The sequence below is a fragment of the Saccharopolyspora sp. NPDC049426 genome, from assembly GCF_040676935.1.
Classification (GTDB): Bacteria; Actinomycetota; Actinomycetes; order Mycobacteriales; family Pseudonocardiaceae; genus Saccharopolyspora.
Map to the genome: position 1 here is coordinate 181,805 of NZ_JBFAPZ010000010.1, position 17,902 is coordinate 199,706.

Consider the following 17,902-nt stretch of genomic DNA (forward strand, 5'->3'; position numbering starts at 1 on the left):
CGACGTAGTTCCGCGGAATCAGACCCTCTGCGTCGGCCCGACGGGGCCGCCGCCAGCTTCGATGCCGTGCCGGTATCGGTGGATGCTCAATCGGGTTTGGACGCGCATCGATGACCGGCTCTACCGTCAGCGTCGACCGAGCACCGGACCTGGAGGAAACGATGTCCCGCTTCTCGCCCGCCGAAGCCGCCGAACGGCTCGCCAGCGGGCTTCTCTCGTTCCCGGTGACGCACTTCCGCGACGACCTGAGCTTCGACGAAGCCGCGTACCGGGACAACATCGGCTGGCTCTCCGGCTTCGGCGCGACCGGGCTGTTCGCCGCGGGCGGGACGGGCGAGTTCTTCTCCCTGACCCCTGACGAGGTCGAGTCCGTGGTGACCGCCGCCGTGCAGGAGGTGCCCGCCGACGTCCCGGTGATCGCCCCCGCCGGGTACGGCACCGCCACCGCCGTGGAGCTGGCGCGCGCCGCCGATCGCGCCGGAGCCGACGGCCTGCTCCTGCTCCCGCCGTACCTCACCGAGGCGCCGCAGGAGGGCCTGATCGAGCACGTCCGCGCGGTGTGCGCGGCCACCGACCTGGGCGTGATCATCTACAGCCGCGCCAACGCCGTCTATACCGACACGACGGTCGCGCGGCTGGCCGAGGAGTGCCCGAACCTCGTCGGGTTCAAGGACGGTGTCGGCGACATCGAGAAGATGACCCGCATCCGCTCGCGCGTCGGAGACCGGTTGACCTACGTCGGCGGACTGCCGACCGCCGAGACGTTCGCGCTGCCCTACCTGGAGATGGGCGTGACGACCTACTCCTCGGCGATGTACAACTTCGTGCCCGAGTTCGCGGTGCGGTTCTACGACGCCGTCCGCGAGCGCGACCGGGCCGCGGTGCAGCGCTACCTCGACGAGTTCGTGCTGCCCTACTGCGACATCCGCAACCGCAGCGCCGGGTACGCCGTCAGCATCGTCAAGGCGGGGATGCGCGCCATCGGCCGTCCGGCGGGCCCGGTCCGCTCGCCGCTGGTCGACCTCGACGACAGCGAGCTGACGATGCTGACCGAGCTGATCGAGCGCGTCCCGGAGGCGGGAGCATGACCGAACCGACCGGACAGATGATCATCGCTAGCGCCCCGGTGGCGGGCTCGGGCGAGAAGATCCGCGCGATCGATCCGAGGACGGGTTCCGAGCTGGAGCCGCCGTTCGGCCACGGCGACGCCGCCGACGTCGACCGCGCCTGCACCGCCGCGGCAGAGGCGTTCGGCCCCTACCGGCGGCTGCCGATCGCCGAGCGAGCGACGTTCCTGGAACGCATCGCCGACAACATCGAGCAGGTGGGTGACGCGCTGGTCGAGCGCGCGCACGCCGAGTCGGGACTGCCGGTGGCGCGGCTGACCGGCGAGCGCGGTCGCACGACCGGGCAGCTGCGGATGTTCGCGACCCTGCTGCGCTCCGGCGGCCACGACGTCCCGCGCATCGACCCGGCCCTGCCCGACCGCACTCCCCCGCGCCCGGACATCCGGCAGCGCCAGGTCCCGCTGGGACCGGTGGCCGTGTTCGGTGCCAGCAACTTCCCGCTGGCGTTCTCGGTGGCGGGCGGTGACACGGCATCGGCGCTGGCGGCCGGGTGCCCGGTGGTGGTCAAGGGCCACGACGCGCACCCGGGCACGTCCGAGCTGGTGGGCCGGGCGATCGCCGACGCCGTCGCCGAGCTCGGACTTCCCGCGGGGACCTTCTCGATGCTGTTCGGCGACGGGCCCGATCTGGGCACCCGGCTGGTGACCGATCCGCGCATCCAGGCGGTCGGTTTCACCGGTTCGCGCACCGGGGGTCTGGCGCTGGTGGCCGCCGCGCGGTCGCGTCCGCAGCCGATCCCGGTCTACGCGGAGATGAGCAGCACGAACCCGGTGTTCCTGCTGCCGGGCGCGCTGGCCGAGCGCGGCCCGCAGATCGCCACCGGGTTCGCGGGGTCGTTGACGCTGGGAGCGGGCCAGTTCTGCACCAACCCGGGCCTCGTGGTGGCCGTCGACGGGCCGGAGCTGCGCTCCTTCCTCGGCACCGCCGCCGACGCGGTGGCCGGGCGCGAGGCGGGCACCATGCTCACCCCGGGGATCGCCCGCGCCTACGCCGAGGGCGTGACCCGGCTGGCCGAGCACCCCGCGGTGGAGGTGCTGGCGCAGGGGCCGGAGACCGATCTCCCGGTGGCGTGCCGCCCGGCGCTGGTGGCCACCGACGCCGAGGCGTTCATCGGGGACGAGTCGTTGCAGCAGGAGGTCTTCGGGTCCTGCTCGGTCGTCGTGCGCTGCCGCGACGCCGCGCAGGTCCGCGAGGTCGCCGAGTCCCTGGAGGGCCAGCTGACCGTCACCGTGCACGCGACGGGTGCCGACCACGCCGAAGCGGCCGAGCTGCTGGACGTGCTGGAGCTCAAGGCGGGCCGGATCCTGTTCGACGGCTGGCCGACCGGGGTCGAGGTCGGTCACGCGATGGTCCACGGTGGACCGCATCCGTCCACTTCGGACTTTCGGACGAGCTCGGTGGGAACGCTGGCCATCGAGCGATTCCAGCGACCGGTGGCCTACCAGGACCTACCCGCCGCGCTGCTGCCCAGCTCGCTGGCCGACGGCAACCCGGACGGGCTCCTGCGCCGGATCGACGGCGAACCCGGCAGGCACTGACCACACGGAGAGCGAACATGACACCCGTGATCTCCCAGATGCGCGTGATCCCGGTCGCCGGGCACGACAGCATGCTGCTCAACCTCAGCGGCGCGCACGCGCCGTTCTTCACCCGGAACCTGCTGGTGCTCACCGATTCCGACGGGCGCACCGGCGTCGGCGAGGTGCCCGGCGGGGAACCGATCCGCTCGACGCTGGAGGACTCGGCGGAGCTGGTCGTCGGGCAGCCGGTGGCACGACTCCGTTCGGTGCTGCGCGCAGTGCACGCCCGCTTCGCCGACCGCGACGTCGGCGGGCGCGGCGCGCAGACCTTCGACCTGCGCGTCACCGTGCACGCGGTGACCGCGATCGAGTCGGCGATGCTGGACCTGCTCGGCAAGCACCTCGGCGTGCCGGTGGCCGAACTGCTCGGTGACGGGCAGCAGCGGGCCGAAGTCCCGGTGCTGGGCTACCTGTTCTTCGTCGGCGACCGCACCAAGACCGACCTGCCCTACCTCACCCCCGAGGACGGCACCGACGACTGGACGCGGCTGCGGCACGAGGAGGCCCTGACCCCGGAATCGGTGGTGCGGCTGGCCGAGGCGGCACGCGAGCGCTACGGATTCCGCGACTTCAAGCTCAAGGGCGGCGTGCTGCCCGCCCGGCAGGAGGCCGAGGCGGTCACCGCGCTCGCCGAGCGGTTCGGCGACGCGCGAATCACGTTGGACCCCAACGGGGGCTGGCTGCTGTCCGAGGCGATCGAGGTCGGTCGCGGGCTGCGCGACGTGCTCGCCTACGCGGAGGACCCGTGCGGCGCGGAGGGCGGCTACTCCGGCCGGGAGACCATGGCCGAGTTCCGCCGTGCCACCGGGCTTCCCACCGCCACCAACATGATCGCCACCGACTGGCGGCAGCTGGGGCACGCGGTGCGCGCGAACGCCGTGGACATCCCGCTGGCCGATCCGCACTTCTGGACCATGAGCGGCTCGGTGCGCGTGGCGCAGTTCTGCCACGACTGGGGACTGACGTGGGGGTCGCACTCCAACAACCACTTCGACGTCTCATTGGCGATGTTCACCCACGTCGCGGCGGCGGCACCGGGTGAGATCACCGCGATCGACACGCACTGGATCTGGCAGGACGGCCAGCGGCTGACCCGCGAGCCGCTGCGCATCTCCGAGGGCCTGCTGCCGGTTCCCACCGCTACGGGACTCGGCGTCGAACTCGACGAGGACCGGGTTCGGGCGGCCCACGAGCTCTACCTCGAGCACGGCCTCGGCTCCCGAGACGACGCCGCGGCCATGCAGTACCTCATCCCGGGCTGGACCTTCGACCCCAAACGCCCAGCCCTCGACCGAACCTGACCCACCAACACCACAAAAGCTCAAGACCCACGCCCCAAAAACCCAGACCCCAGACCCCGATTGCTGCGGTTTTCCGGACCCCGATTACTGCGGTTTTCCGGAACCTGATTACCGGGGTTTTCCGGGGGCGGATTACTGCGGTTTTCGCGTTCCGGAGAACGGCGGTATTCCGTTCCTCAGTCGCCCGATGGAGTGCACCCTGATGAAGGAAGGCAACGATGCCTGCCAGATCGATGGACTTACCCAGCGCGATCACCCTGGCCGCCGATGAGGCACCGGAGACCGCGTGGACGCTGCCGCCCTGGGCGCTGCTGCTGCTCGTGGCCGGCGGGATCGCACTGCTCCTGCTGCTGGTGATCAAGGCCAAGCTGCACGCGTTCGTCGCCCTGCTGGTGGTCAGCGTGGCGGTGGCGGCGGTCGCCGGCATCAGCCCCACCGAGATCCCCGGCCTGCTCGAAGACGGGATGGGCGAAACCCTCGGCGAGATCGCGATCATCGTCGCCCTGGGCGCGATGCTCGGCCGGTTGATCCAGGAGTCCGGAGCCTCCGAGGTGCTGTCCGGTCGGCTGCTGGCGGCGTTCGGCGAGCGCCGAGCTCCGCTGGCGGTCGGGTTGACCGCGCTGATCTTCGGAATCCCGGTGTTCTTCGACGTCGGGTTCATCATCCTGCTGCCGCTGATCTACTCGGTGGCGCAGCGCTCCGGCCGTTCGGTGATCAGCATCGCGCTGCCCGCCGTCGGTGGTCTGGCCATCATGCACGCCGTGCTGCCGCCGCACCCCGGTCCGGTGGCCGCGGCCGGACTGCTGGGCGCGAACCTCGGCTGGGTCACGATCATGGGCCTGATCTGCGGACTTCCCGCGTGGTTCGTCGGCGCGTACCTCTTCGGCACGCGCGTCGGTGACAAGCTGGGCACGCCCGTTCCCACGCAACTGCTGGGCGAGGCCCGCGAGCAGGCCGGGACCTCCGGTGGCGGCGTGACGACGCAGGCTCCGCCGTCGCTGCGGGTGACGGTCGGGGTGATCCTGCTGCCGGTCGTGCTGATCATGTTCAACACCTTCGCCGAGGTCGTGCTCCCGGAGGGAGCGGTCCGCGATGTGCTGACCTTCATCGGCGCTCCGGTGATCGCGCTGACCGTCGCAACGCTGCTGTCGTTCTGGGTGCTGGGGCTGCGCGGCGGCTTCTCGATGGAGCGCATCGAGAAGGCCGCCTCCGCGTCCCTGGGACCGGTGGCGCTGGTCCTGCTGGTCACCGGAGCCGGTGGGGTGTTCGGCGCGGTCCTGGAGGCGACCGGTGCCGGTCAGGCGCTCGCCGACCTGCTGGGCGGCACGTCGTTGCCGGTGGTGGTGCTGGCGTTCCTGATCGCCACCGCACTGCGCGTGGCGCTGGGGTCCAAGACGGTCGCGATCGTGACCACCGCGCCGATCGTGGCTCCCCTGATCGGCGAGCTCGGGCTCTCCCAACCGGAGATCGCCCTGGTCGTGGTCGCGGTCGCCGCGGGCGGCACCGTGCTCTCGCACGTCAACGACTCGGGCTTCTGGCTGTTCAACCGCTACATGAACATCGACATCCGCACCACCCTCAAGAGCTGGACCCTCATGGAGACCTTCATGGGCGGCACGGCGTTCCTCATCGCAGCAGCCCTCAGCGCGGCCCTCTCCCTCACCTGATCCACCCACCCCTAACCCCACGGCTCCGGTGCCCCGTTCCCCGAGGGCGGGACACCGGAGTCACCGCATCCCCCATCGACGTGGTCCCGTCACGAGCACCGGATTTCAGTGGAAATCGGGGTTCCGACTTCCACTGAAACCGGGAACTCCATCCGGGAAGGTGACGTGGTGTGCCGTGTCGGGGACCGCGCGGGTCAGTGCTCGGACACGGGGTGCCGGGTGAAATCCCTCGGGATGATGAGGTCTTCGAGGGTGAGTTCGTCGATCGAGGGGCGGGCGAGGGCCAGGAGGGAGGAGTCGATGCCGGACCGGAGGATGTCGAAGACGTTGCGGACCCCGGCTTGGCCCTCGGCCGCGAGGCCCCACAGGTAGGCGCGGCCGATGAGGACGGCCCGAGCGCCCAGCGCGAGCGCCTTGACGACATCGCTGCCTCGCCGGATTCCGCCGTCCAGCAGGACTTCCACGTCGTCGCCGACGGCGTCGGCGATCGCGGGGAGGAGCCGGATGGTGGCCGGCGTGGAGTCGAGGTTGTTGCCGCCGTGGTTGGACACCGAGATCGCCGTGGCGCCGATGTCGCGGGCGCGGCGGGCGTCGTCGGGATGCGTGATGCCCTTGATCATGAACGGCCCGCCCCAGCGCTCCCGCAACCAGGCGATGTCCTCCCAGGTAGGGGGCGGGGTGAACATCCACTCGCCGTAGGCGCCGAAGAAGGTCGGCGCGGTCTCGCCGCGCGGCACCATGTTCGGCGTGGTCAGATCGGGCAACCCGTGCCGCAGGAACCCGCGCAGCCACCGGGGCCGCAGCAGTCCCTGCGGGGCGAAGCTCAGCTTCGTGCGCAGGTCCAGCTTCTCCGGGATCGGGGGACTCCCCCAGTCGCGCCCGGTGGCGAAGCACCAGTCGAGCGTGACGATGAGGCCCTTCGCTCCGGCGGCTCGGGCGCGTTCGGCGCGGGCCAGCACCTTCTCCCGGTCGCCCACCCAGTAGACCTGGAACAACGTCTTCGGGTTGGCCTCGGCCACGTCCTCGACGGACCGGCTGGCGAACGAGGACAAGCCGATCGCCGTGCCCACCTCGGCCGCCGCCCGCGCGACCGCGACCTCGCCCTCCGGGTGCACGGCCTGCACGCCGGTCGGCGAGACCAGCACCGGGAGTGACAGATCCTGCCCCATCACGGTCGTGGACATGTCCCGCTGGGCCGGCAGGTCCGCCACGCGCGGCGCGAAGCCGAGCTCGCCGAAGGCCCTGATGTTGTCGTCGAGCGTGGCGCCGCGTTCGCTGCCCGCCACCAATGCCAGGTACACCGACCTGGGCAGTCGTCTGCGGGCGCGCCGGTGCGCCTCCGCCACTGTTTCGAACCACTCCGCCATGCCGCACCACGCTAGGGCCAGAAGCCACCGCGAGCACCGTGCGACCGGGTCCACCCCCACCCGTCCGTTCGAACGGGTCCGGTGGGGGTACCTGTCCGAACGGACGGGTGCCGTCCTCCCCGTTCGTCCGGAACCGGGTTCTCGGATGAGGGGTCTTGGGTCGCAGCCGTTCTCCCCGCGTGACGTGGGGCACTAGCTTCCGGGGCATGGCCGGGTTCGACGCCGACGTCCCCCGGAACCGTCCGGGCGCTCCCTCGCCCGGCCGGAGAGCAACGTGCAACGACGCGCGTGGAAAGGACAGCACATGCAGGTCGATGAGCTGCTCAAGCCGTTCCCGATCAAGGAGTTCCACCCGTTCCCCCGCGCCCTGCTGGGACCTGGCTCGCACGAGATGATCGGCCCGGAGGCGCTCAAGCTGGGCTTCAAGAAGACCCTGGTGATGACCTCCGGTCTGCGCGGCACCGACATCGTGCACAAGATCGTCGAATCGATGCGCTACCACGGCCTGGAAGTGGTGGTCTACGACCAGGTCGAGTCCAATCCCAAGGACTACAACGTGATGGACTCCGTCGCGATGTACCAGGAGAACCACTGCGACTCGTTCGTGTCGATCGGTGGCGGCTCCTCGCACGACGCCTGCAAGGGCGCGCGGATCTCGGTGGCCCACGACGGCCGCAACGTCAACGAGTTCGAGGGCTTCAACAAGTCCGAGAACCCGAAGAACCCGCCGCACATCGCGGTGTCCACCACGGCGGGCACGGGTTCGGAGACGTCCTGGGCCTACGTCATCACCGACACCACCACCGACCCCGGCAACCCGCACAAGTACGTCGCCTTCGACGACAACTCGGTGACCTCGCTGGCCGTCGACGACCCGGTGCTCTACTACGACTGCCCGGTCGACTACACCGCGCAGTGCGGTTTCGACGTGCTCGCGCACGCCTCCGAGCCCTACGTGTCGCGGCTGAACTTCCCGCCGTCGCTGGGCAACGCGTTGCACGCGATCAAGCTGACCGCCCAGAACCTGCGCCAGGCGGTGTGGAACGGCCAGGACCTGCCCGGCCGCGAGGGCATGATGTACGCGCAGTACATCGCCGCGCAGGCGTTCAACTCGGGCGGTCTGGGCATCATCCACTCGATCTCGCACGCCGTGAGCGCCTTCTACGACACCCACCACGGGCTCAACAACGCCGTCGCGCTGCCGCGCGTGTGGGCGTTCAACATGCCGGTGGCCTACAAGCGCTTCGCCGACATCGCCGAGGCGATGGGCATCGACACGCACGGCATGACCGACCCGCAGGCGGCCGACGCCGCGCTCAACGCCGCGATCCGGCTGCTGCGCGACGTGGGCATCCCGGAGCGGTTCGTCGACGTCAACGCCGACAGCTACTCGAAGAACCGGCTCGGTCAGGGCCCGACGAAGTTCTACGAGCAGGCCAAGGAGATCAAGGGCGACTCCGGCGACGTCGACCGCATCACCAATCACGTCCTCGGCGACGCCTGCACCCCGGGCAACGCCAAGGAGTGCACCTTCGACACCGTGCGCCCGGTGGTCGAGCACTGCATGACCGGGGATCTGGACGACCTGCTGACCTGATCCCTCCCCCGGACCGGCCGTGGTGTCGCGCCATCCGACCGCGCGGCATCACGGCCTTCCCACCACCGCACCGCTCGAATTCCGGAGGTATCGCAGTGCTCGACGACATCGCGGATCAGCCCGGCGACAAGCCCTTCGAGTCGGTGGAGGAGGTGATCAGCCGATTCGGCGAGCACGGCTACATCGCCGATCGCAGGCTGGCCACCACCGTCTACCTCCAGTCCAGGTTGGACAAACCGCTGCTGCTGGAAGGCCCTGCGGGCGTCGGCAAGACCGAACTCGCCAAGACGCTGGCGGCAGCCACCGGCCGGAGGCTGCTGCGGTTGCAGTGCTACGAGGGCCAGGACGAGAGCAAGGCGCTCTACGAGTGGGACTACGGCAAGCAGCTGCTCTACACGCAGATGCTGCGGGACAAGATCGGCGAGATCATCGCCGACGCACCGGACCTGTCCACCGCGATCGACCGGATCGGCGCGCAGGACAGCGTGTTCTTCTCCGACCGGTTCCTGGCCGCGCGGCCGCTGCTGGAGGCCATCCGCGGTGATCAGCCTGCGGTCCTGCTGGTCGACGAGGTGGACCGGGCCGACGAGTCGCTGGAAGCGGTGCTGCTGGAATGCCTGGCGGAGTTCCAGGTGTCGGTTCCCGAGGTCGGCACCTACACCGCGACGACTCCGCCGTACGTGGTGCTGACCTCCAACAACACGCGCGACCTGTCGGCGGCGCTGAAGCGCCGCTGCCTGCACCTCTTCCTGGACTACCCGGATCACGACCGCGAGTTGGAGATCGTCCGCTCCAAGAACACCGGCCTGCCGGAGAACCTGGCCGAGGAGCTGGTTTCGGTGGTGCGGCAGCTGCGGGCGCTGAAGCTGCGCAAGGCCCCGTCGATCTCCGAGACCATCGACTGGGCCCGCACCCTGGCGGTCCTCGGCGCCGACGAACTCGGCTCGGACGTGCTGGCCGAGACGGTGAACGTGGTCGTGAAGTACGAGCGCGACCTGCACCAGGCGCTCGACGTCATCGGGCACATGGCGGACCCGAACCGCGACATCCCGCAACAGCTGCCGGCCCACGGGCACGGACATGGCCACGGTCACGGACATGGGCATGACCACGACCACGGCGAGGTCGACGGCCGGGAGGTGCGCGCGGCCAAGGACGCACCCGGACGGCACGACGATTCCTACTACGGCGCACCAGGTTCCACCGATTCCGGCCGACGGCCGACGGGCGGTCAGGGACATCGCTCGTTCTCATCGGTGACCCGGCGCAAGTCGTGAGGAGCGGGCCGTGGAATCAGCTCTGCACCGGTTCGTCCGCCTGCTGCGCCTGTTCGGCATCCGCATCTCGGTGTCCGAGGCCACCGACGCGATGCGCTGCGCCGCCCAGCCCGGGATGCTCGACGACCGCGACGCGCTGCGCGACGCCCTGAAGGTCGCGATGATCAAGGACCGGCGCGACGAGGAGATCTTCGACGAGGTCTTCGACGCCTTCTTCACGTTGCGACGTGTCGTTCCCGACGACCACGAGCACGAGCACACCCACGAGCACGACGACCTCTCCGACACCGGCGAGCTCCAGTCGTTCACCGTCTCCGAGGAACCCGCCGACACGCCGCAGGAGGGCCACACCCACGCCAAACCAGCCGATATCCGGGACTACTTCGATCCCGAGGACATGGCCCAGCAGTACAACCTGCACCAGGAGAGCAACAAGATCGACCTCGCGTCGATGACCGACGAGGTGGTGTTCTCCAGCGACAACAGCAGCACGGGAGGCGGATCGGTGCCGTCGGTGCAGCTGGAGACCGAGCACCTGCACAACGCGGGCACGCCCGGATCGCTGGCCGAGCACACCGGTCACCGCATCGACACCCGGCTGAGCATCGCCGAGGAGCAGACGCTGCTGGACTGGCTCGCCGACGACGAGGAACCCGATTCGACGCCGCGCGGGCAGCTCACCGGGGTGTTGGAGAACCTGCCCGAACTGCTCAAGCAGCACCTGGCCAAGCTCGCCGAGCTGGAGCGCACGGCCAAGGAGTCCCGCGAGGTCACCACCGGCCGGCTCGACCGCGTCGACGAGGGCGAGCGGCAGCAGCTGGAGGAGTCGCTGCGCCGGATCGTGCACAGCCTGCGCGGCGCGCCGACCAGCAAGCGCCGCAACACCCCGCGCGGCAGGGTGCATCCGGCTCGCACGATGCGGCGCAACATGCGCTACGACGGCGTCCCGTTCCGGCCGGTCACCGTGACGCGGGCGGAGGACAAGCCGCGGTTGATCGTGCTGGCCGACGTGTCGCTGTCGGTGCGTTCCACCGCGCGCTTCACGCTGCACCTGGTGCACGGGCTGCAGTCGCTGTTCACGCAGGTCCGCACGTTCGCGTTCGTCGACGATCCGGTGGAGATCTCGGAGCTGTTCACCGATCATCCCTTGGAGCGCGCGCTCGGGCTGGTCTTCGACGGGCTGCCGCAGGGCGGGGTCCTCGACGTGGACGGGAACTCCGACTACGGCGCCACTTTCGCGGCCTTCCTCGAGGAGTTCGGCAACAGCCTCAACCGCCGGACCACCGTGCTGATCCTCGGTGACGGGCGCGGCAACGGCAACGACCCGAACGTCGAGGCGCTGGCCGAGATCGCGCGCCGGTCGCGGGAAACCATCTGGCTCACCCCGGAACCGCGCTACTCGTGGCGGCTGGGGCGCTGCGACCTGCCGGACTACGCCGACCACTGCGACCGGGTGCAGGTGGTGCGCGACCTCTCAGGTCTGGCGAAGGCGGCCGAGTCCATCGCGACGGAGGTGACCGGGCGGTGAGCGCGGGAGAGCGCTCGGCGCTGCACCACATCGATCCGCTGGCACCGCACGGCCGCGACCCGCTGGTCACCGTCTCCCGGCACGACGCGCCGTGCGACGCGCGCGTGCAGGTGACCCGCACCGGGCACTTCTGCCTGCACCGGCGCGATCACCGGATGGAGATCAGCCACTGGTTGCGGCCCGATCAGCTGGACAACAACCTGGCGGGCGTCCTCGCCGACGAGCTGTTCGCGCCCGGCTGGCTCAGCGGCGTCGAGGTCTTCGAGCGGGTGTTCACCGAGGTGGTGCAGTCGGTGATCGACGACCCGCTGCGGGCGTGGACGACGTTCTACGACAACACCCTCTCGCGCATCCGGGAGTGCTGGTCGGCTCCGGCGGGGTGCGCGCCGCACTCCTCCATCGCCGACTTCGCCCCGCTGTACCGGCGGGTCCTGCGGCTCGCCCCGCCCGGACGGGTGCTGGACCTGGGCTCGTGCTTCGGGTTCCTGCCGCTGCTGTTCGCCGAACGGGGCGAGCACTCGGTCATCGCCTCCGACCTGGCCCCCGGCAGCATGCGCCTGCTGGAGACGGTCGCGGCCACCCGAGGTCATCGCATGCCCACGCTGGTCTGCGATGCCGCCCAGGTCCCGCTGCCCGACGGCGCCGTGGACACGGTGACGGCCATGCACCTGCTCGAACACCTGGAACCCGGCCGGGGAGACGCGGTCCTCGCCGAAGCGCTCCGCCTCGCCCGACGCCGCGTGATCATCGCCGTCCCCTACGAGGACGAGCCCACCGCGGCCTTCGGCCACGTCCGCACCTACACCCCCACTGACCTCCACCACCTCGGCGACAGCACGGGACACCCCTACGAAGTGACCAACCACCACGGAGGCTGGCTCGAGATCCGCACGTCCCCCTGACCCCGATTCGAATTTCGCGCGAAATTCGAGACGTGTTCGGGCGGCTCGAATTTCGCGCGAAATTCGAATCCCGCCCTGCGGTCGAGCGTGTCCGCACTGGTCAGGTGGGCTTTCTTGTGGATTCGGGGCCGGGGAGATTCGTCAGATGAGGTGGAGCTTGCTGGCTTCGTAGACGGCTTCGGCGCGGCTGGTGGCGGTGAGCTTGCGCATGATGTTGCGGACGTGGAACTTGACCGTGGTTTCGGAGATGAAGAGCTTCGCTCCGATGTCGCGGTTGCTGAGCCCGTGGGCCAGTTGGCGCAGGACGATGAGCTCCCGTTCGGTCAGGCGCGGATCGCTCGACGGCGAGTTCATCGATTCGACCATGGCCGCGGCCGAGCGGGAGTCGAAGGAGCTCTCCCGGCGGGCCACGGCGCGGATGGAGCGGACGAGCTCGGTGGTGTCGACGTCCTTGACGACGTAACCCCGCGCACCGCGGTGGATGGCCTCGACGACCAGCCCGCCGTCGAGGAACGTCGTCAGCACCAGCACCCCGAGTCCCGGGTGCAGCTCGGTGAGCTGCCCGCACAGGTGCAGCCCCTCGGTGCTGTCGCCGGTGGAGAGCTTGAGGTCCAGCAGCACGACGTGCGGGCGGGCGGCGGCGACCACGTCGATCGCCTCGGCAGCGGTGGCGGCCTCGCCGACCACGTGCAGGTCCTCCTCGCGTTCGAGCACCGAGCGCAGGCCGTGCCGGACGATCGCGTGATCGTCGACGAGCACGATCCGCACCTGTCCGCACGATGTGCGCTGGTCGGGCACCGGCGGGGTCATGGCATCACCTCATGGGTCGAGGACAGCGGCACCCGCAGCTGCAGCGCGACGCCGCCCATCCGCGAACGGCGGATGCCCAGCGTCCCGCCGAGTTCCTGCGCGCGGGCGGCCATGTTGGCCAGGCCGCGGTGCCGGCCCGCCAGGTCGGTCGCCGAGGACAGCTTCAGCGATCGCCGCAGCTGCGCGGGATCGCCCGTCCCGTCGTCGGAGATCGTCAGCCTCAACTGCTGCTGCTGGTAGACGAGCTGCACGACGGCACGGCTGGCTCCGGCGTGCGAGACGACGTTGAACAGCGCCTCGCCGGTGAGCCGCAGGATGGAGCTCTCGTCCTCCGGTCGCAGCGGAGCGGGACTGCCCGCCACCCGCACCTCCACCTTCAACTCGCTGGACAGGTGCACGGTGGACAGCTGCTTGAGCAGGACCGGCAGCGAGCCCGGGGGTTCCTCGGCGCCGTGGTGCAGCGCGTAGATCGCCGCGCGCAGGCGTTCCACGGCCTGCTGGGTGAGCCCCTTGGCAGGTGCGAGCTTCTCCGCGACCTGCTCGGCTTCCGGGCCCATCTCGGCGAGTTCGGAGCGGCACACCTCGACGGTCATGCCGGCGCTGAGGACGTACTGGGTGACGGTGTCGTGCAGCTCGCGGGCGATGCGGTGGCGTTCGTCGTCGAGGGCCTGGCGCTGCATGGCCTCCACGAGGCGCCGCTGGGTCTCCTGCAGTTCGGCGTTGCGGGCGGCGAGGTCCCTGGCCTGCTGGGCGGCGGCCTCGGAGAGCTGCTCGGTGCGCCCGCGCAGCTGAGCCGCGGCATGGAACAGGAACGAGTTGTGCACGGCGACCGCGGCCTGGTTCGCCAGCACCCGCATGATCGCCAGGTCGGTGTCGGCGACCTGCACGTCGCCCGGCCAGCCGACGATGCCTCCGACCGGCTCGTCGTCGAGGGTCATCGGCGCCCGGACCCAGCCGGGGCCGTCGGGGGCGAGTTCGATCTCCCACGGCCGGGTTCGGATCACGTCGAGCTGCTCGCGCGCCTCGGGCGGCAGGTGGTCCTCGTCGTCGACGAGTTCGCCGCGGTGCAGCAGCAGGAACCGCGGCCGGGCCGCGCGCAGGGCTCCGTCGGCGATGCCCACCAGCAGCCGGTCGGCCTGGAGGTGTTCGGCGGCGGCGCGCACCACGGCTTCGACGAGCGTGCGGGGGCCTTCGACGGTGCGCACCAGCGCGCGGGAGATGCGGTCGAGCGCCTGCACGGCGCATTCGAGGCGTTCGGCGGAGCGCACGTACTCCGGGTAGAACGAGCGCTTGCCGGAGCGCAGCCCGGTCAGGACGCCGAGGTCGTCGCCGAAGTCGCCGCCTGAGGTCCCGGCATCACCGCTCACAGCGCCGCCCGGAACAGCGCCGCGATGTCGGTCGCCCGCGCTTCGCGCGGATTCGTCGTCAGGCAGGCGTCCTTGAGCGTGTTGCGAGTCAGCACCGGGATGTCCACATCGGACACCCCGAGCGAGCGCAGCGTCTGCGGGACGCCGACGACGTCGGCCAGTTCCCGCACCCGGTCGGCGAGGGCGAAGGCGACCTCGAAGGGGGGAACTCCTGCCGTGTCGATCCCGATCGCCGCGGCCAGCGGCACGTAGCGCGAGGGGTCCGTCTCGGCGTTGAAGCGGATCACGTGCGGCAGCAGCACCCCGTTGATCACCCCGTGCGGGGCGTCGAGCAGCCCGCCGACCTGGTGGCTCATGGCGTGGGTGGCGCCGAGGATGGCGTTGGTGAAGGCCATCCCGGCTTCCAGCGCACCCTGCGCCATGGCCACGCGCGGTTCGGCCTCGGTGGGGCGGAACAGGGTGCGGGCGAGGTTGCCGGTGATGAGCTTCGCGGCGTGCAGCGAGTGCTGCTCGGTGAGCGTGTTGTGCGCGCGGGAGACGTAGGACTCGATGGCGTGGGTGAGCGCGTCCAGGCCGGTGGCGGCGTTGAGCCAGTCCGGCATGCTGGTCAGCAGCCGCGGGTCGACCACCGAGATCTCGGGGACGAGGGCGCGGCTGAGGATGGTGATCTTGGTGGCGTTCGCGGTGTCGGTGATGATCGCGAACTGCGAGACGTCGGCACCGGTCCCCGACGTCGACGGCGCCATGACCAGCGGCGGGATCGGGTTCACCACCTGGTCCACGCCTTCGTAGTCCAGGATCCGGCCCCCGTTGCCGGAGAGGATCGCCACGCCCTTGGCCGCGTCGATCACCGAACCGCCGCCGACGCCGACGATCACGTCGGCACCGGATTCGGCGTAGCGCTGGTGCGCGGCCTCGACCTCGTGGTCCTTGGGGTTGGGCGTGACGGCGTCCCACACGACGGCCTTCAACCCGACCGCGTCGAGGTGCTCGGCGGCTTCGGCGGCCCACCGGGCTTCGGCGACGCCGCCGTCGGTGACCAGGAACGGGCGGCGCGCGCCCAGCCGCCGCGCGCAGTGCCCGAGCTCGGCCAGCGCGCCGGGCCCGAACACGACCTCCGGGACGTGAAACTTCGCCAGCCCGGGCGAGCCGCCGCTCAGCGGCGTGATCTGCGGTCCGGCCAGCTCGGCGACCGCTGGTTCGCGCGAGCTGGGCACCCGGCTTCGCACTGTCATCAGGCATCCTCCAGGCACCGGGGCGGGGGTGTGCGCGGCTCGGACCTCGACGATCACCGTTCGGGCCGACGAGCCGAACCCCGACCCATCCTAGTCCGAAAAGTGACCTGAACCACACCGCGAACCACCGTCGACCAGATTTCCACTGACCGGGGACGCGCGTGCGCGCGGTGAGGGCGCGAGCGGGGCCCACCCGGTGGGGCAGGCCCCGACATCGCCCCCCTGAGAACGACGCCGCCGATCAGGCGAGGCCGAACGCCTCCAGCTCGTCGTCGGTGAGCAACCGGGAGCGGATCAGGAACCGGACCCCCTCGGGGGCCTCCAGCGAGAACCCGCTGCCCCGGCCGCGCACGACGTCGATGGTCAGGTGCGTGTGCTTCCAGTACTCGTGCTGCGCCGCCGACATCCACACCGGAACCGCCTCCCCGTCCACCTCCAGGTCTCCGAGGTGCACATCCGAGCCGCCGGTGCGGAACTCCCCCGCCGGGTAGCACATCGGGGCGCTGCCGTCGCAGCACCCGCCGGACTGGTGGAACATCAGCGGGCCGTGGTCGGCCCGGAGGCGGCGCAGCAGCTGCGCCGCCTCCGGTGTCACGGCGACCCTGGCGGGCTCCATCAGAAGAAGCCCAGCTTGTCGGGCGAGTAGCTGACCAGCAGGTTCTTGGTCTGCTGGTAGTGCTCCAACATCATCTTGTGGTTCTCGCGGCCGATGCCGGACTGCTTGTAGCCGCCGAAGGCCGCGTGCGCCGGGTAGGCGTGGTAGTTGTTCACCCACACCCGGCCGGCCTGGATCTCGCGACCCGCGCGGTAGGCGGTGTTGGTGTCGCGCGACCACACCCCGGCACCCAGGCCGTAGAGGGTGTCGTTGGCGGTCTTGATCGCGTCGGCGTAGTCGTCGAAGCGAGCGACCGAGACGACCGGGCCGAAGATCTCCTCCTGGAAGATCCGCATCTTGTTGTGGCCCTCGAACACCGTCGGCTGCACGTAGTAGCCGCCGGAGAGCTCGCCGCCGAGGTCGGCGCGCTCGCCACCGGTGAGGACCTTGGCGCCCTCCTGCTTGCCGATGTCGAGGTAGGACAGGATCTTCTCCAGCTGGTCGTTGCTGGCCTGCGCGCCGATCATGGTGTCGGTGTCCAGCGGGTTGCCCTGCTTGACCGCCTTGGTGCGCTCCACGGCCTCGCCGAGGAACCTCTCGTAGATGCCGCTCTGGATCAGCGCCCGCGACGGGCAGGTGCACACCTCGCCCTGGTTGAGCGCGAACATCGTGAAGCCTTCGAGCGCCTTGTCGTAGAAGGCGTCGTTGGCCGCGGCCACGTCGTCGAAGAAGATGTTCGGGCTCTTGCCGCCCAGCTCCAGCGTTACCGGGATGATGTTCTCGCTGGCGTACTGCATGATCAGCCGCCCGGTCGTGGTCTCACCGGTGAAGGCGATCTTGCCGATCCGGTTGCTGGAGGCCAGCGGCTTGCCCGCCTCGACGCCGAAGCCGTTGACCACGTTGAGCACACCCGCGGGCAGCAGATCGCCGATGATGCTGATCAGCACGTGGATCGAGGCCGGGGTCTGCTCGGCCGGCTTGAGCACCACGGCGTTGCCCGCGGCCAGCGCGGGCGCCAGCTTCCAGACGGCCATCAGGATCGGGAAGTTCCACGGGATGATCTGGCCGACCACGCCCAGCGGTTCGTGGAAGTGGTAGGCCACCGTGTTGTCGTCGACCTCGCCGAGGCTCCCCTCCTGCGCGCGGATCGCTCCGGCGAAGTAGCGGAAGTGGTCGATGGCCAGCGGGATGTCGGCGGCCAGGGTCTCGCGGACCGGTTTGCCGTTCTCCCAGCTCTCGGCGACGGCCAGCCGTTCCAGGTTCGCCTCCATGCGGTCGGCGATCCGGTTGAGCACGTTGGCCCGCTCGGCGACCGAGGTGCGGCCCCAGGCCGGCGCCGCGCCGTGCGCGGCGTCCAGCGCGCGCTCCACGTCGTCGGCGGTTCCCCGGGCGATCTCGGTGAAGTCCGCACCGGTCACCGGCGTCGGGTTCGCGAAGTACCCGCCCTTGGCCGGGGCCACGTACTCACCGCCGATGTAGTGGTCGTAGCGGGATTCGTAGGCCACGACGCTGCCCTGCGTACCCGGCGCTGCGTACTTGGTCATGCGTT

14 protein-coding genes are annotated in these 17,902 nt (G+C 70.4%); 8 read left to right on the forward strand and 6 right to left on the reverse strand.

Annotated elements, in window-relative coordinates; genetic code table 11:
* Nucleotides 1-161 precede the first annotated feature (161 nt).
* The 4 genes from kdgD to AB0J78_RS22435 all read left to right on the forward strand — a co-directional run bounded on the left by kdgD (nucleotide 162) and on the right by AB0J78_RS22435 (nucleotide 5,675).
* Complete coding sequence (gene kdgD, locus AB0J78_RS22420; protein ID WP_363792288.1) at nucleotides 162-1,088, forward strand: 5-dehydro-4-deoxyglucarate dehydratase; 927 nt, start codon at nucleotides 162-164, stop codon at nucleotides 1,086-1,088.
* The gene (locus AB0J78_RS22425) at nucleotides 1,085-2,665 is read left to right on the forward strand and encodes an aldehyde dehydrogenase (NADP(+)) (RefSeq protein ID WP_363792013.1); all 1,581 of its coding nucleotides are present in this window, start codon (nucleotides 1,085-1,087) and stop codon (nucleotides 2,663-2,665) included. Before kdgD ends, AB0J78_RS22425 begins: the two co-directional genes overlap by 4 nt.
* 17 nt (nucleotides 2,666-2,682) lie before the next feature.
* Entirely contained in the window at nucleotides 2,683-4,008 is a 1,326-nt protein-coding gene (locus AB0J78_RS22430; protein WP_363792015.1) for an enolase C-terminal domain-like protein, read from the forward strand.
* A 218-nt stretch (nucleotides 4,009-4,226) separates the two neighbouring features.
* A complete protein-coding gene (locus tag AB0J78_RS22435) occupies nucleotides 4,227-5,675 on the forward strand; it encodes a gluconate:H+ symporter (RefSeq protein WP_363792017.1) in 1,449 nt (482 codons plus the stop codon).
* Between the two features lie 194 nt (nucleotides 5,676-5,869).
* Here AB0J78_RS22435 and mftD read toward each other — a convergent pair whose 3' ends face one another.
* The gene (mftD, locus tag AB0J78_RS22440) at nucleotides 5,870-7,042 is read right to left on the reverse strand and encodes a pre-mycofactocin synthase MftD (protein WP_363792019.1); all 1,173 of its coding nucleotides are present in this window, start codon (nucleotides 7,040-7,042) and stop codon (nucleotides 5,870-5,872) included.
* A gap of 304 nt (nucleotides 7,043-7,346) precedes the next feature.
* On the opposite strand from mftD, the gene mdo reads away from it, so the two are divergent.
* From mdo to mftM, 4 genes are all read left to right on the forward strand, one after another.
* Nucleotides 7,347-8,639 (forward strand): NDMA-dependent methanol dehydrogenase, encoded by a 1,293-nt coding sequence (gene mdo / locus AB0J78_RS22445; RefSeq protein ID WP_363792021.1) that lies wholly within the window; start codon nucleotides 7,347-7,349, stop codon nucleotides 8,637-8,639.
* A 95-nt stretch (nucleotides 8,640-8,734) separates the two neighbouring features.
* Nucleotides 8,735-9,916 carry a MoxR family ATPase gene (locus AB0J78_RS22450; protein ID WP_363792023.1) on the forward strand — a complete coding sequence of 394 codons (1,182 nt, stop codon included), beginning with the start codon at nucleotides 8,735-8,737 and terminating at the stop codon, nucleotides 9,914-9,916.
* A gap of 10 nt (nucleotides 9,917-9,926) precedes the next feature.
* Complete coding sequence (locus tag AB0J78_RS22455; RefSeq protein WP_363792025.1) at nucleotides 9,927-11,444, forward strand: VWA domain-containing protein; 1,518 nt, start codon at nucleotides 9,927-9,929, stop codon at nucleotides 11,442-11,444.
* The gene (gene mftM / locus AB0J78_RS22460) at nucleotides 11,441-12,346 is read left to right on the forward strand and encodes a mycofactocin oligosaccharide methyltransferase MftM (protein WP_363792027.1); all 906 of its coding nucleotides are present in this window, start codon (nucleotides 11,441-11,443) and stop codon (nucleotides 12,344-12,346) included. The genes AB0J78_RS22455 and mftM overlap by 4 nt, the downstream gene beginning before the upstream one ends.
* Before the next feature lie 141 nt (nucleotides 12,347-12,487).
* Here mftM and AB0J78_RS22465 read toward each other — a convergent pair whose 3' ends face one another.
* The 5 genes from AB0J78_RS22465 to adh form a co-directional block, all read right to left on the reverse strand.
* Nucleotides 12,488-13,156 carry a response regulator transcription factor gene (locus AB0J78_RS22465; RefSeq protein ID WP_363792029.1) on the reverse strand — a complete coding sequence of 223 codons (669 nt, stop codon included), beginning with the start codon at nucleotides 13,154-13,156 and terminating at the stop codon, nucleotides 12,488-12,490.
* Entirely contained in the window at nucleotides 13,153-14,523 is a 1,371-nt protein-coding gene (locus AB0J78_RS22470; protein ID WP_363792031.1) for a histidine kinase, read from the reverse strand. Before AB0J78_RS22470 ends, AB0J78_RS22465 begins: the two co-directional genes overlap by 4 nt.
* Nucleotides 14,520-15,758, reverse strand: coding sequence for an iron-containing alcohol dehydrogenase (locus tag AB0J78_RS22475; protein ID WP_363792033.1), 1,239 nt, complete (start codon nucleotides 15,756-15,758; stop codon nucleotides 14,520-14,522). Before AB0J78_RS22475 ends, AB0J78_RS22470 begins: the two co-directional genes overlap by 4 nt.
* Before the next feature lie 241 nt (nucleotides 15,759-15,999).
* Nucleotides 16,000-16,374, reverse strand: a complete 375-nt coding sequence (locus AB0J78_RS22480) for a DUF779 domain-containing protein (RefSeq protein ID WP_207922138.1) — start codon at nucleotides 16,372-16,374, stop codon at nucleotides 16,000-16,002.
* Nucleotides 16,374-17,897 (reverse strand): aldehyde dehydrogenase, encoded by a 1,524-nt coding sequence (adh, locus tag AB0J78_RS22485; RefSeq protein WP_363792035.1) that lies wholly within the window; start codon nucleotides 17,895-17,897, stop codon nucleotides 16,374-16,376. Before adh ends, AB0J78_RS22480 begins: the two co-directional genes overlap by 1 nt.
* Between the last annotated feature and the right edge of the window lie 5 nt (nucleotides 17,898-17,902).